The 15,671-nt window shown below is 42.0% G+C and carries 11 protein-coding genes and 1 tRNA gene; 8 read left to right on the top strand and 4 right to left on the bottom strand.

Features of this window, described 5'->3' with window-relative positions; genetic code table 11:
• Positions 1-45 precede the first annotated feature (45 nt).
• The 8 genes from ACJ7Z2_RS08455 (at position 46) to ACJ7Z2_RS08420 (ending at position 9,609) form a co-directional block, all read left to right on the top strand.
• Complete coding sequence (locus ACJ7Z2_RS08455) at positions 46-2,208, top strand: transglycosylase SLT domain-containing protein (RefSeq protein ID WP_409500003.1); 2,163 nt, start codon at positions 46-48, stop codon at positions 2,206-2,208.
• Between the two features lie 48 nt (positions 2,209-2,256).
• Positions 2,257-2,333: transfer RNA gene (locus tag ACJ7Z2_RS08450), tRNA-Met, on the top strand.
• 226 nt (positions 2,334-2,559) lie between these two features.
• Positions 2,560-3,021: a ribosome maturation factor RimP gene (gene rimP / locus ACJ7Z2_RS08445; RefSeq protein WP_006248562.1), complete on the top strand. Its 462-nt coding sequence runs from the start codon at positions 2,560-2,562 to the stop codon at positions 3,019-3,021.
• A 20-nt stretch (positions 3,022-3,041) separates the two neighbouring features.
• Positions 3,042-4,538, top strand: a complete 1,497-nt coding sequence (gene nusA, locus ACJ7Z2_RS08440; protein ID WP_409500002.1) for a transcription termination factor NusA — start codon at positions 3,042-3,044, stop codon at positions 4,536-4,538.
• Positions 4,539-4,555: 17 nt separating this feature from the next.
• Complete coding sequence (gene infB, locus ACJ7Z2_RS08435) at positions 4,556-7,090, top strand: translation initiation factor IF-2 (protein ID WP_409500001.1); 2,535 nt, start codon at positions 4,556-4,558, stop codon at positions 7,088-7,090.
• A gap of 121 nt (positions 7,091-7,211) precedes the next feature.
• The gene (gene rbfA, locus ACJ7Z2_RS08430; RefSeq protein ID WP_006248565.1) at positions 7,212-7,592 is read left to right on the top strand and encodes a 30S ribosome-binding factor RbfA; all 381 of its coding nucleotides are present in this window, start codon (positions 7,212-7,214) and stop codon (positions 7,590-7,592) included.
• A 2-nt stretch (positions 7,593-7,594) separates the two neighbouring features.
• Positions 7,595-8,518 (top strand): tRNA pseudouridine(55) synthase TruB, encoded by a 924-nt coding sequence (gene truB, locus ACJ7Z2_RS08425; protein WP_409500000.1) that lies wholly within the window; start codon positions 7,595-7,597, stop codon positions 8,516-8,518.
• A 2-nt stretch (positions 8,519-8,520) separates the two neighbouring features.
• Positions 8,521-9,609, top strand: a complete 1,089-nt coding sequence (locus ACJ7Z2_RS08420) for a lytic transglycosylase domain-containing protein (protein ID WP_409499999.1) — start codon at positions 8,521-8,523, stop codon at positions 9,607-9,609.
• A 26-nt stretch (positions 9,610-9,635) separates the two neighbouring features.
• On the opposite strand, the gene tadA is transcribed toward ACJ7Z2_RS08420, so the two are convergent.
• The 4 genes from tadA to pnp all read right to left on the bottom strand — a co-directional run bounded on the left by tadA (position 9,636) and on the right by pnp (position 15,408).
• Complete coding sequence (gene tadA, locus ACJ7Z2_RS08415; RefSeq protein ID WP_409499998.1) at positions 9,636-10,157, bottom strand: tRNA adenosine(34) deaminase TadA; 522 nt, start codon at positions 10,155-10,157, stop codon at positions 9,636-9,638.
• Between the two features lie 83 nt (positions 10,158-10,240).
• Complete coding sequence (locus ACJ7Z2_RS08410; protein ID WP_409499997.1) at positions 10,241-12,049, bottom strand: DEAD/DEAH box helicase; 1,809 nt, start codon at positions 12,047-12,049, stop codon at positions 10,241-10,243.
• Between the two features lie 202 nt (positions 12,050-12,251).
• Complete coding sequence (nlpI, locus tag ACJ7Z2_RS08405) at positions 12,252-13,175, bottom strand: lipoprotein NlpI (RefSeq protein WP_409499996.1); 924 nt, start codon at positions 13,173-13,175, stop codon at positions 12,252-12,254.
• 82 nt (positions 13,176-13,257) lie between these two features.
• Positions 13,258-15,408: a polyribonucleotide nucleotidyltransferase gene (gene pnp / locus ACJ7Z2_RS08400; RefSeq protein ID WP_409499995.1), complete on the bottom strand. Its 2,151-nt coding sequence runs from the start codon at positions 15,406-15,408 to the stop codon at positions 13,258-13,260.
• Between the last annotated feature and the right edge of the window lie 263 nt (positions 15,409-15,671).

The raw sequence follows: 15,671 nt of genomic DNA, 5'->3' as shown, positions 1-15,671 counted from the left end.
ATTCCTACTTTTCTGCCTAAAACTCACGATTAAGGAGAAAAACTAATGTGGAAGAAAACATTGATTGCTGTATTTTTAGCAAGCCAATATGCTTTTGCGGTAGGAACCGGGAAAGAACCATCAAAAAGTTATACTGAAACAGAATTAAAACAATTAAAAAATGATTGGTTAGCGATTTATCAAAAAGAGCTACAGTATGCAGAAAATTTGCGTTTAAAACAGAGAGAAAATTTTCAGCAAATTAATTATTTGGCAGATGCAGTGGTTAGTCAGAAGAATTTATCACTTTCAACGGAGCAGATAATTCAGCGTTTATTACTAACCTTAGCGGGCTATCCGTTGGAGATGGAAGCTGAATGGAAGCTGCTAAATGCTAAAATAACGTTAAAACAAGCTACAGAAAATGAAGTTAAAGCATTTATTTCAAAATATCCTGATTCTTTGTATCAAAGGCAGTTACAGAACTTGATGTTTGAGCTGCTCTATCGTGAACAGAAATTTCCGGAGTTACTGGAATATGCTCAAAATGTAAAACCGAGTAGTCTTGCCGACCAATGCCGTTTATTTTCTGCTCGTTATGAACTGGCAGCAAGTAAAGCTCAAATCAATCCAGAAGTTTCTCAAGTAACTGAGCAAAAAGCAGAAAATGCAGAACTGCTTGCTTTGGTGCAAGAGTTTGATCGCTTTTGGCTTGCTACGCCGAAATTAACTTCTGATTGTGCGAATTTAGAAAGTTATTGGCGGGATCAGGGGCTTAAAACCGATGAAAAAGTACGGTTGAAAGCGGTCGAATTAATTAAACAGAATGCAAATGCTGAATTGGCGAATTTGGCTGCAAATGTAAATAATGAGAATTTGAAAAGCTGGCTATCTTCAGTTGAAAAGGTAGCGAATAATCCAGCAGATTTGCAAAATTTTATCGAAAATCAACCGCTTGATTCCCCATTTTATGCTGAAAATAAAGCGATTATTCAGCAACTCTTTGCTAAATATGTGCGAACTTTATCGGAAAATATGGAGAACCCGAGTTTCCAGCAATACCAAGCGTGGGCGGAGAAGTATCAATTTTCCAATGAGGAAATGAATAGCTGGAAAAATGCCTTTATCACTCGGCTTTTTGATAACCCAGAACCAACATTCCAGCTTTGGCGTGATGAGCAAATTAAACTGCTCAAGGCAGACAATTTAACCGAACGCCGTTTACGAATGGCAATTTGGCAGCAAACAGCGTTAAATGAGTGGTTGGATTTACTCTCAACTGAAGTGAAAGATAAAGCAGAGTGGCGTTATTGGGCAGCGAAAGAGGAGAAAAATGAGGCGAAACGCAAAGCTGATTTTGAAAACTTAGCTAAAGAGCGAGGCTTTTATGCTATGTTGGCTGCTCAACAATTAGGCATTGTTTACCAAATCCCGATGCTTGAAGTGCCTGAATTGACACAAGCACAGCTTGAATTGTATGCAAACCAATTAGCTCGTATTCAAGAGTTGCGAGAGCTAGGGCAGTTTGACCAGGCAAGAAAAATATGGATTGACTGGATAAAAAACATCAAGCCGGAAGCAGGTGAAAATACACCAACTAAAATCCAGTTAGCCCTGATAAAATATGCCAAGGATAAAAATTGGTATGATTTGGCGGTGGAAGGTACAATTCAAACAAAAGCCTTTGATTATCTTGATTTGCGATTACCGAATGCCTATTCGGATTCGTTCGATTTACATCTGCAAGATAAAAAAATCAGCAAAACGTTTGCTCAGGCGATTGCTCGTCAAGAAAGTGCGTGGAATGCTCAGGCTCAATCGCACGCTAATGCGAGAGGGCTAATGCAACTGTTACCGACAACAGCACAAAAAACCGCTAAAGATAACGGTTTAACCTTCAAAGATGGCAATGATCTCTTTCAACCGTTTAACAATATTATGTTAGGCACAACCCATTTAATGGAGTTAAACGAAAAATATCCGAATAATCGGATTCTGATTGCCTCTGCTTATAATGCAGGAGCAGGGCGTGTTGAGCAGTGGCTGAAACGTAGTAACGGGCAGTTAGCAATGGATGAATTTATTGCCAGTATCCCGTTTTATGAAACCAGAGGCTATGTACAAAATGTGCTGGCGTATGACTACTATTATCAAATGCTCTATAGCGATACAAATGATAAAAATGGATTAAAAATGTTCTATCAAGAGGAATTAACAAGAAAATATTAAAAAATGCTTGTGTTTTTGTGTAGAACCTCTATAATGCACCCCATCAGACGCGGGGTGGAGCAGCTTGGTAGCTCGTCGGGCTCATAACCCGAAGGTCGTTGGTTCAAATCCGGCCCCCGCAACCAGTTTTAAGCTCACAGCTTTGGTTAAAGTTGTGAGTTTTGTTTTATATGCTGTAGCAAATTTGCAAAAAATTTGGCAAAAAAGACCGCTTGTTGTGGTTGCTACAGCAAAAAACAAACCGCTTAAAGCCCCACGGTTTCCCGTCTGGGGCTTTTTTGCGGAAATTGGTACAGCATTAACGTATCAAAGCTGGTTTATCCGGCTTTTTTTATATTTGGAGATTATGACTTGGCAACTTTAGAACAAAAACTAGAAGATTTAGTGCTCGATTCTATTGAAGCATTAGGCTTTGAATTAGTCGGCATTGAATGCCAACGTGCAGGCCGTTTTTTAACGGTGCGTTTATATATTGATAAAGAAGGTGGCGTGACGATTGATGATTGTAGCGATGTCAGCCGCCAAGTGAGTGCGATTTTTGATGTGGAAGATCCGATTGCCGATAAATATAACTTAGAGGTTTCTTCACCAGGGTTAGATCGTCCATTATTTACCGTTGCCCACTATGAGCGTTTTATCGGGCAAGATGTAGTGATTCATTTACGCATTCCGATGTTCGATCGCCGTAAATGGCAAGGTAAAATCAAACAAGTAGAAGGTGATTTCATCACTTTAACGGTAGAAAATGAAGATCGCCAGTTCGCATTTGGCAATATTCAAAAAGCAAATTTAGTTCCGGTTTTTAATTTTTAAGATAAAGGTAAACTGACAAAATGAGTAAAGAGATTTTATTAGCTGCGGAAGCAGTTTCAAACGAAAAGCAATTACCAAAAGAGGCAATTTTTGAAGCCTTAGAAACCGCTTTAACCATTGCAACCAAAAAGAGCCGTGATTTAGATATTGACGTGCGTGTGGTGGTAGATCGTAAAACCGGTGATTTCCAAACTTTCCGTCGTTGGGCTGTGGTTGAAAATGTGAATAATATGACCCGTGAAATCAGCTTAGAAGCGGCACAATTTGAAGATCCAAACGTACAATTAGGCGATTTTATTGAAGATGAAGTAGAGTCTATCGAGTTCGGTCGTGTGGCGATTCAGACTTTTGGTCAGGTAGTCAAAACCAAAATTCGTGAAGCGGAGAAGACGAAAATCATTGATGAATTCCGTTCGGATTTAGGCAAAATTATTCTTGCCACTGTGAAAAAAGTAACCCGTGATAATATTTTCCTTGAGTTACAAGGTAAATCAGAAGATATCAAAGGCGAAGCGGTCATTGTGCGTGAAGATATGATCCCACGTGAAAACTTCCGCCCGGGTGACCGTGTGCGTGGTGTGTTATACGAAATCAAGCCTGAATCAAAAGGACCTCAGCTTTTCGTTACCCGTGCTAAACCGGTGATGTTAGAAGAGCTATTCAAATTGGAAGTGCCTGAAATTGGCGAAGGCGTAATTGAGATCAAAGGTTCAGCCCGTGATGTCGGCTCTCGTGCAAAAATTGCCGTGAAAACCCACGATAAACGTATTGACCCGGTAGGGGCTTGTGTGGGTATGCGTGGTGCTCGTGTTCAAGCTATCAGCAATGAATTAGGCGGCGAGCGTGTGGATATCGTACTTTGGGACGAAAATCCGGCTCAATTTGTGATTAATGCAATGGCTCCGGCAGATGTAAGCTCTATTGTGATTAACGATGAAACTCACTCAATGGATATTGCGGTTGAAGCGAAAAATCTGGCTCAAGCTATCGGTCGTAACGGTCAAAACGTGCGTTTGGCGACACAATTAACTGGTTGGGCATTAAATGTAATGACCGTTGAAGAGCTAACGAAGAAGAGCGAAGAAGAAGATGGCAAAGTCATCAATTTATTAACTTCTGCTTTAGAAATTGATGAAGAATTCGCTCAAGTTTTAATTGAAGAGGGCTTTACGTCTCTTGAAGCGATTGCTTATGTGCCGGTTGATGCTTTAACGGCAATTGACGGTTTAGAAGATGAAGATTTAGTTGAAGAATTACAATCTCGTGCTAAAAATGCGATCACGAAAAAAGCGTTAGAAGAAGAGCAGTTATTAAAATCAGCTCAAATTGAAGAAAAATTATTAACGCTTGAAGGTATGGACCGCCATATCGCATTCAAATTAGCTGAAAAACAGATTACGACTCTTGAAGAACTTGCAGAGCAAGGCGTGGATGATTTAGCCGATATTGAAGAACTTTCAGAAGAGAAAGCAGGCGAGCTAATTATGGCAGCACGCCAAATTTGTTGGTTCAACTAAGCAAAGAGGATAATAAAATGACAGAAGAGAAAAAAACACTTTCGCTTGGTGGCGCTCGCAAAGCGAGTAAAGTGAATACAACCACAACCAGTGGTAAAGTAAAAGCGGTTGAAGTAAAAGAGAAAAAACCGAAAATTGATGCAAAAGCATTGCAAGAAAAAGCAGCAAAAGAAGCTGCCGCAGCGAAAGCTAGAGCTGAAAAGTTAGCCAAAGAAAAAGCCGAAGCTGAAGCTAAAGAGAAAGCTGCAAAAGAAGAAGCTGCAAAAAAAGCAGCAGAATCGACCGCTAGTAAACCGATTTCTGTGCCGGTAATGCCAAGCAGCAAAGCAAAAGAAGAAAAACCGAAAGCACAACAGACACAGCCAAAACAAGAGAAAGCGATTGATCCTGAAAAAGAAGCTAAACGCAAAGAAGAAGCTGAGTTACGCCGTAAGCAAGAGGAATTAGCTCAGCAAAAAGCGGAAATGGAAGCAAAACGTGCAGCAGAAAATGCCCGCCGTTTAGCTGAAATTGCTCGTGAAGAAGCGGAAGATAACGGCAACGAAGATTTTGATGATGAGCGTTTTACTTCTTCTTATGCTAGAGAGGCTGAGCGTGATAATGACCGCCGTAGTGAGGGAAATCGTGGTCGTAACGGCAAGGGCAATGTGGCTAAAGCGAAAAAAGGCGGACGTGAAGAGGATAAAAACGAACGCAGTGCAGATCGTCGCAACCATAAAGAAGTAAAAGGCAAAGGTAAACAAGGTAAGAAAGGTGCAGCTTTACAACAAGCCTTTACCAAACCTGCTCAAGTTGTTAAAGCCGATGTGGTGATTGGTGAAACTATCACTGTAGCTGAATTAGCAAATAAAATGGCGGTGAAAGCGACTGAAATCATCAAAATGATGATGAAAATGGGCGAAATGGTGACGATCAACCAAGTTATCGACCAAGAAACCGCACAATTAGTGGCGGAAGAACTTGGGCATAAAGTGATTTTGCGTAAAGAAAATGAGTTAGAAGAAGCGGTTTTAGAAGATCGTGATACTCACGCAGAAAAAGTAACCCGTGCACCGGTAGTGACTATTATGGGCCACGTTGACCACGGTAAAACCTCGTTACTTGACTACATTCGTAAAGCCAAAGTGGCGGCAGGTGAAGCAGGTGGTATTACCCAGCACATTGGTGCATACCACGTTGAAACCGATGACGGCAAGATGATCACTTTCTTAGATACCCCGGGGCATGCAGCCTTTACTTCAATGCGTGCGCGTGGTGCGAAAGCAACCGACATCGTTGTTCTCGTCGTTGCGGCTGATGACGGTGTAATGCCACAAACTATCGAAGCGATCCAGCACGCCAAAGCGGCGGGTGCGCCATTAGTGGTAGCGGTGAATAAAATTGATAAACCGGAAGCAAACCCTGACCGTGTAGAACAAGAGTTACTACAACACGAGGTTATTTCTGAGAAATTCGGTGGCGATGTGCAATTCGTGCCGGTATCTGCGAAAAAAGGTATGGGGATCGATGATTTACTAGAAGCCATTATTCTGCAATCCGAAGTGCTTGAATTAACCGCAGTAAAAGACGGTATGGCAAGCGGCGTGGTAATCGAATCTTACTTAGACAAAGGTCGTGGCCCTGTAGCAACCATTTTGGTACAGTCCGGTACGTTAAACAAAGGCGACATTGTTCTGTGCGGTTTTGAATACGGCCGTGTGCGTGCAATGCGTGATGAAAACGGTAAAGAGATTGAATCGGCAGGCCCGTCTATTCCGGTGGAAGTATTAGGCTTATCCGGCGTACCGGCTGCGGGTGATGAAGCAACCGTCGTGCGTGATGAGAAAAAAGCCCGTGAAGTAGCACTCTACCGCCAAGGTAAATTCCGTGAAGTGAAACTGGCTCGTCAGCAAAAAGCCAAACTGGAAAATATGTTCAGCAATATGGCAGCCGGTGATGTGGCAGAATTGAACATCATCGTTAAAGCAGACGTACAAGGCTCGGTAGAAGCGATTAGCCAATCATTAATGGAACTTTCAACCGATGAAGTGAAAGTGAAAATTGTTGGCTCCGGTGTGGGTGGTATTACCGAAACTGATGCAACCTTAGCCGCAGCTTCTAATGCTATTATGGTCGGCTTTAACGTGCGTGCTGATGCCTCTGCCCGCCGTGTGATTGAAAACGAAAACATCGACTTACGTTACTATTCCATCATTTATGAACTATTAAATGACGTGAAAGCCGCAATGAGCGGTATGTTACAGCCTGAATTTAAACAAGAAATTATAGGCTTGGCAGAAGTGCGTGATGTGTTCCGCCACCCGAAATTTGGGGCGATTGCCGGTTGTATGGTGACGGAAGGTATCGTTAAACGTAACAACCCAATCCGTGTTCTACGTGATAACGTGGTGATTTTTGAAGGCGAGTTAGAATCGCTACGCCGTTTCAAAGATGACGTATCTGAAGTGCGTAACGGTATGGAATGCGGTATCGGCGTGAAAAACTACAACGATGTTAAAGTCGGCGACCAAATCGAAGTGTTTGAAATTGTTGAAGTGAAACGTTCGATTTAATAAATTGAAATGTAGGAGCGTACTGTGTGCGTCCGCAAGCGATCTGTTTTATAATATATTTTACAAATCAAGATCGTTGGGGCATATGCAGTGCGTCCTATTTTTTATTGTGGAGAAATAAATGTCCAGAGAATTTAAACGTAGTGATCGTGTGGCACAGGAGCTACAAAAAGAAGTGGCGGTGATCTTACAACGTGAGGTAAAAGATCCTCGCATTGGTATGGTGACTGTTTCTGATGTGGAAGTATCAAGAGATTTGGCGTATGCCAAAATTTTTGTGACTTTCTTATTTGATAACGATGCTGAGGCTATCAAACAAGGTATGCAAGGCTTAGAGAAAGCAAGCCCCTATATTCGTACTCTTTTGGGGAAAGCAATGCGTTTGCGTATTGTGCCTGAACTGCGTTTTATCTACGATGAGTCGTTAGTCGAAGGTATGCGTATGTCAAACTTGGTTTCCAGTGTTATTAAAAATGACGAAGAAAAACATAAAGAGGACTAATTGTGTCTAGACCTCGCAAACGTGGCCGTGATATTCACGGCGTTTTCTTATTAGATAAACCACAAGGAATGTCTTCAAACGATATTCTGCAAAAGGTAAAGAGAATTTTTCAAGCGAATAAAGCCGGACATACTGGAGCGTTAGACCCACTTGCAACCGGTATGTTGCCGATTTGCTTAGGTGAGGCGACCAAATTTTCGCAATTTTTGTTGGATTCTGATAAACGTTATCTCGTTACTGCAAAATTGGGCGAACGAACCGACACCTCAGATGCTGAAGGGCAAGTGGTGGAAACAAAAGCGGTTGTAGTGACAGAATCTCAAATTTTGGCTGTTTTGGATAAATTCAGAGGCGATATTTTGCAAGTGCCAACAATGTTTTCAGCCTTAAAACATAATGGCAAACCCTTGTATGAATATGCCCGAGCAGGGATTACAGTGGAGCGTGAGGCTCGCCCGATTACGATTTTTGAACTGAATTTCATTGAATATAACGCCCCATTTTTAACCCTTGATGTACATTGTTCTAAAGGTACTTATATCCGAACTTTGGTGGATGATTTAGGCGAAGAGTTGGGTTGTGGTGCACACGTTACGATGCTACGTCGTACCGCGGTGGCAGATTACCCGATTGAAAAAATGATGAGCTATGCAGATTTGCAAACTTTAGCCGAAAATCAACCGCTTGCAGAGTTAGACCAGCACTTATTGCCGATGGACACGGCAGTTTCTGCATTAGCGAAAATAAATTTAACTTCAGAGCAAACTAAAGCGGTGGGCTTTGGTCAAAGAATTAAGTTTGACAATCCGGACCAAATTTATGGACAGGTGCGTTTGTATTCCGATAGCGGACAATTTCTAGGTGTGGCGGAGATCACTCAGGATAACGTGATTCGACCCAACCGAATGATTAACCTAACAGAATAAAGATGAAATCGACAATTTTTACCTTACCTTTAGCGATTATAGCCTTAGCTGGTTGTGCAAGTGATAATAAGGAAAACTATTCAAGCTTAAACTTAGATGCTAAATACAGCAAATCTCGCTCGGTCAGTCATTTTAATGATTATGTGCATTTTTTGAAACAAAAAGCAGCGGGTGCAGGCGTGTCTGCAAAAACGTTGAATGCTCAGAAATTCATTCATTACAACGCTAGAGCGGTGCAGTTGGATCAACAGCAAGCTGCACGAAGACGCGACCCGAATTTACCGCCTCCACCTCCTAACCCAAATGGTGTAACCAATTACTTAAATAAAGTCTTAACCCAAGCGAAGGTGAATCAGGCAAGCGAACGTTGGTATGAATATAATAGCCAGCTTACCCGTGCCAGCCAAAAATATGGGGTACAAAAAGAGTATATTTTGGCACTTTGGGGAATGGAGAGCAGCTTTGGGCGTAACCAAGGGGATTTTGATGTACTTTCAGTATTGGCAACGCTTGCATTTGACGGTCGCCGTGAGAAGTTATTCACGCAAGAATTTGTGAATGCGATGAAAATGCTTGATGATGGTACAATCAAACGTTATGAATTGCTTGGTTCTTGGGCAGGGGCGATGGGACAAACTCAATTTATGCCAACTTCTTACTTAATCTATGCAGCTGATGGCAATAATGACGGTAAAAAAGATATTTGGGAGAATGAAGCCGATGCGTTTGCCTCTATTGCCAATTATCTTTCAACAGTAGGTTGGGATAATCAACTACCTTGGGGTGTTGAGGTTAAATTAGCTTCACCGATGGATTTAAGTTTTGCCGGTCTTGAAATCAATAAAGCGAAAACATTGGCTGAATGGCAAGCCTTAGGTGTTTATTTAGCTTATCCGAATGGACAAGAGTCGGCAAAATTAGCTCAATTACACGGCAAAAAGGTTTGGTTGATTCGTCCGGATAAGGAAGCGGGAAGAGCGTTTTTAGTTTCTAATAATTTCCGTACTTTAATGGATTGGAATAAATCAAACAACTTCGGTATCAGTATCGGAAAATTTGCCGACAGAATTTTAGCTTCAGTTGGTCAATAAGTTAAAAAGCATAGTAGAACATTCTACTATGCTTTTTTTTGAGCTTTATGCTCTTCACGTCTTCGCTTAAAAAAATCACTGATCTTTTGGCTACATTCCTTGCCTAGTACATTACCTTGTATTTCTAAAAAGTGGTTCATTTTATAATCTTCAAATAGATGATAACGTGAGCCTACTGCTCCGGTTTTGTAATCACTCGCTCCAAACACTAAACGACCAATTCTGCTATGTAAAATAGCTCCGGCACACATAGGACAAGGCTCGAGCGTGACATAAAGGGTACAATCTAATAGGCGATAATTCCCTAAAGTTTGGCCTGCTTGACGAATTGCCTGCATTTCAGCGTGGGCAGAAGGGTCGGAAAGTTGAATGGTTTGGTTCCAGCCTCTGCCGATAATTTGTTGGTTTTTATCAACCAGTACCGCCCCAACTGGGATTTCGCCTTTTGCTTCGGCTAAATCAGCGAGATCAAGAGCATATTGCATAAATGCGATGTCTTGTTCGGAAATTGTGGTTGAGCAAGACATTTGGTTAGGTTTAATAAACATAGTTGCAAAAAAATGTAAGAAAAAGACCGCTTGTAAAATAGTGTAATATGAAAAATGCCCTATTGACTAGGGCATTGGGTTAATTAATCACGGCGGCTACGTTTTTCACTAAAGCGTTTTTCTTTAAAGCCACCTTTGCGGTCTTTATTGAAACCACCGTCTCGGCGACCACCACGATCATTACGATCGTTACTACGGCGACCACGACCTTCAAATGGATTTGCATTACTTGCACTGTTTGCAGAGCCAAGTAATGTCATCTGCATTGGTTTGCTTAATACACGTGCTTTGTGAGCGAAATGTTGTACGAGATGATTTGGCATTCCTTGCGGCAACTCAATGGTTGAGTATTTATCATAAAGTTTGATATGCCCGATGTAACGGCTGCTGATATCACCCTCGTTGGCAATCGCACCAACAATGTGACGAACTTCCACACCGTCTTCACGCCCCAATTCAATGCGGTATAAATCCATTGCCACACCATTGTTTTCACGGTGTTCACGACCGTTACGACGATCGTTTCGCTCATTGCGGTCACGTCCACGTTCAGAACGGGCTGCACGAACAACCGGATCCGGTGGCAGAATCAGTTTTTGTTTTTCTTGCAGTAACATCATCATCGCCGCCGCTAATTCTTCGTGGTCTTGATCCGCAGTAAATAAATCTTCCAACAATTCACGATATTTTTCTAAATCGTGATGTTCTAACTGCTTAGAAATGCGGGCTTTGAATTTCTCACGGCGTTTTTCCATTAAAATTTCGTGGTTTGGAATCGCCACTTCATTAATTGGTTTTTTGATTAAATTTTCGATATTGCGTAATAAGCGGCGTTCACGAGGCTCAACAAACAGTAAGGCACGACCTGAACGACCGGCACGACCGGTACGCCCGATGCGGTGAACATAAGATTCTTCTTCTAACGGAATATCGTAGTTAATGACCAAGCTGATTCGCTCAATATCAATACCACGAGCGGCAACATCGGTGGCGACTAAAATATCTAAACGACCGGAGCGTAATTTCTCTAAAGTTTGTTCACGAGCTTGTTGAGTCATATCGCCGTTTAATGCTGCGGTGCGATAGCCGTTACGTTCACATAGTTCGGTAATATCAATAGTACCGGTTTTGGTACGAGTAAAGATAATTGCCGCATCAAATTCTTCCACTTCTAAGAAACGTAATAATGCGTCATTTTTACGGAAACCGTTAACTAACCAATAGCTTTGTTCAATATCCGGGGCTGAACGCTCGGTTGCCTTAATTTTTACCTCTTGCGGATCTTTCATAAAGCGGCGGGTAATGCGGCGAATTGGCTCCGGCATAGTAGCAGAGAAGAGGGCAGTTTGATGTGTTTCCGGTAATTCAGCCATTACCGTTTCAACATCGTCAATAAAGCCCATACGCAGCATTTCGTCAGCTTCATCTAACACGATGAATTTTAATTCGGATAAATCTAATGTGCCACGGCGGATATGGTCAAGAATACGCCCCGGCGTACCCACTACTACTTGTGAGCCTTGTTTTAAAGCACGTAATTGAATGTCATAACGTTGTCCACCATAAACCGTCACAACACGAATGCCTTTCATATTTTTTGCAAACTGCTCACAAGCATCGGCTACTTGAATGGCAAGCTCACGGGTGGGTGCCATCACTAACATTTGTGGGTGGCGTTGTGTTGGGTCAATTTGAGCCAACAACGGTAAAGAGAAAGCGGCGGTTTTACCGCTCCCGGTTTGTGCCATACCAAGCACATCTCGACCGGCTAATAAGTGAGGAATACATTCTTGTTGAATTGGTGATGGGTTTACAAAACCCATTTCATTTACAGCATCAAGGATTGGTTGGGGTAAGCCTAAATCGGCGAAAGTTAAAGATTCAGTTGTCATAAAAAACCATTTGTTTGGAACGGCGGAAAGCAGAAAATATTGACTATTTTTCTGCACAGCCATTAATGAAAATTATATTGTTGAAATTTAGGAAGAAATGAAATAACAAAGCAAGTGATGCTTTAAAAATCCCCTGAGTATAAGCGGTTAAATTTACAAAATTTTTTGCGAAATTAACCGCTTGTATTGTCCTAATCTTTCCCTATTCTTTATCAACAACGGGAGTCGTTTGAGTCATACCACGAATTTGTGATAACTCAAACAGGGCAAAACGATACTCAACGAAGTTAAACACTTGATTTGCAAGAGCAAGACGAAAGAGGCTGATTGCCTCATCTTTATGATCTAATTTGAGTTGTTGTTTTGCTAAGTAGAAATACGTTTCTGTCAGTATTTCTGCATATTGTGAGCTATTTTCTTTAGCATCACGATCGATTATAGCACGAAGTTCAGCTAAATTTAACTTACCTAAAAAATAATTTATGATATTGGCTCCCCAAAATTCGGCTGAAACCGATTTTGCCCGTTTTTGTAAGTTATTTTTAGCCTCAAGTGGTGTAATTTCCAGCTCATTGAAATATAGCCATAATACTCGATAAGGGTCTTTTTTATCTTCTTCATAAAAATGAAGAAGATCACGCTGGGCTTCAGAATATCGACCACTGTAGTAGAAGGCTAAACCTCGATTGAGGTAGGTATAACTATATTCTCGATCTAATTCTAATACGGCATTAAACGCATCAATCGAACTGTCATAATCACCTTCCAACAGCAGATATAATCCCATATAGTTATAAGCTGCCGCCATACGTTGATTTAACGAAATGGCTTGGGCAAAATCATAACGGGCTAACGACCATAAACCTAAACTGTCGTAAATAACGCCTCTTTCAAAATAGAGGTCAGCTTGTTCAGATGAACTTAATTCAGCTTCTTCTAATACTTGACTAAGCCTTACAACCATTGCTTCTTGTTCAAAGCGAAGTTGAGGGTTGAGCTCTGCTAACGCTAAGTTTTTAATTGATACCAAATCGGCATACCGACCGGCACAACCGCTTAGCACTAAAACAGAAATTAAATTCAGCAATAAGAAACGAATTCGTAACAACTTAAACAGTTGTGCCATTACTAAATAGCCTTTAAATTAATCAATGATAAAATGGAATAACGGGCGGTTGAAGCCCGTTATTCATCTTTATTAGTGAGAACTAGAAATTAGTTTCTTGTTCTGTTTCCACCACATTTTCAGATACAGTTTCCTCTGTATTTGCTTCGTTGGTATTATTGATGTCTTTCATCGTTAAGCGGATTCTGCCTTGACGGTCAATTTCTACCACTTTCACTTGTACTTCTTGACCAACGGCTAAGTAGTCTGCTACACGCTCAACACGTTCGTTAGTGATTTGCGAAATGTGGACTAAGCCTTCTTTGCCGCCTAAGATAGAAACGAATGCACCGAAGTCCACCACACGGGTTACTTTACCGTTGTAAATTTGGTTTACTTCCACTTCGGCAACGATCTCTTCAATGCGAGCCATTACCGCTTTCGCTGCATTACCGTCAGTTGCCGCAATTTTCACTGTACCGTCATCATCAATATCGATAGAGGTATTAGTTTCTTCGGTTAAGGCACGAATTGTTGCACCGCCTTTACCAATCACATCTTTGATTTTCTTCGGATCGATCTTCATTGTGTGAATGCGTGGCGCATAGTCAGAAATATCCGCACGAGGTGCCGGAATAGCTTGTTCCATTACACCTAAAATGTGCATTCTTGCACCTTTAGCTTGGTTTAGGGCAATACGCATAATTTCAGGGGTGATCCCTTCGATTTTGATGTCCATTTGCAACGCAGTCACACCGGTGCGGGTTCCTGCGACTTTAAAGTCCATATCGCCTAAGTGGTCTTCGTCACCTAAAATGTCAGAAAGTACCACGAATTTCTCGTCTTCTTTCACGAGTCCCATTGCGATACCCGCAACCGCTGCTTTGATTGGCACACCAGCGTCCATTAACGCAAGAGACGCACCACACACAGATGCCATTGAAGAAGAACCGTTAGATTCAGTGATTTCAGACACCACACGCACTACATACGGGAACTCTTCAGCGGTTGGCATCACGGCTAATACGCCACGTTTTGCTAAACGACCGTGACCGATTTCACGGCGTTTTGGCGAGCCGATACGACCGGTTTCGCCCACAGAGTATGGAGGGAAGTTGTAGTGGAATAAGAAACGGTCAGATTTTTCGCCGGTCAATTCATCAATGATTTGGGCATCACGCTCTGTACCCAATGTTGCTACTGCTAATGCTTGGGTTTCGCCACGAGTAAAGAGGGCAGAGCCGTGGGTGCGTGGTAACACGCCAGTGCAAATATCCAATGCACGCACGGTATCTACCGTACGACCGTCAATGCGTGGTTCGCCTGCAATAATACGGCTACGTACGATTTGGCTTTCTAATGCGGTAATGATGTCGATGATTGCGCCTTCGGAAACGGTTTCATCTTCTGCGGTAAGTTGTGCAATCACGTCTGCTTTAATCGCATCGATTTGCTCGTAACGAACTTGTTTTTCGACGATACGATAAGCATCGCCAATGCGTGCTTCTGCTAATGCTTTTACTTTGTTGATTAAATCTGTGTTTGGCTCTGGTGCAACCCAATCCCAACGTGGTTTGCCCGCTTCTTTAACAAATTCTTTGATGTTTTCGATCACAACCTGTTGTTGCTCGTGACCGAACACCACCGCCGCTAACATTTGCTCTTCGGTTAAGATGTCAGCCTCAGATTCCACCATTAACACGGCTTTGTCTGTACCGGCAACCACTAAATCTAAGCGGCTGATTTTTTGCTCGCTGGTGGTTGGGTTTAGCACGAATTGGTCGTTGATGAAACCAACACGAGCCGCACCGATTGGGCCGTTAAACGGCACGCCGGATAATGAAAGAGCAGCCGATGCACCGATCATTGCCACTAAATCAGGGCTGATTTGTGGGTTTACCGATACTACGGTCGCAATCACTTGAATTTCGTTGAAGAAACCTTCTGGGAAAAGTGGACGCACAGGACGGTCGATCAGGCGAGCGATTAAGGTTTCACCTTCGCTAGGACGCCCTTCACGTTTGAAGAAACCGCCCGGAATACGACCGGCTGCGTAAGTACGCTCTTGATAATCTACGGTTAAAGGGAAGAAATCTTGTCCTTCTTTCACGTCTTTTTTCGCAACCACAGTCACGAAAACCGTGGTGTCGTCCATACTTACCATTACTGCCGCCGTCGCTTGGCGTGCGATAGCACCGGTTTCTAAGGTCACGGTGTGCTGACCGTATTTAAACTGTTTTACAATTGGAGTCATTGAAATTTTCCTTTTAAAGAATTTACTATTATTGTCGTTTTATTTCTCTAAATTGCGACTAGCAAAAAGGCTTTTAAGTAAAACATTTTTGATAGCCGCCTCTCAATAACAAGAAATAAAACTTGTCTAGTATAGCGTGATTTTTATAAAAAATCGCCTATTATTTTCTTTCTACAAGCGGTTATTTTGAGTAAAAAAATGGCAAAAAACGACCGCTTGTGTTTCAGGCTAGACTAAACAGGCTAAATCGTAGAAAATACCCC

Source organism: Mannheimia glucosida, assembly GCF_046267875.1.
Lineage (GTDB): Bacteria > Pseudomonadota > Gammaproteobacteria > Enterobacterales > Pasteurellaceae > Mannheimia > Mannheimia glucosida.
The sequence above is the reverse complement of the archived record's forward strand: the minus strand, read 5'-3'. Positions and strand labels throughout refer to the sequence as shown.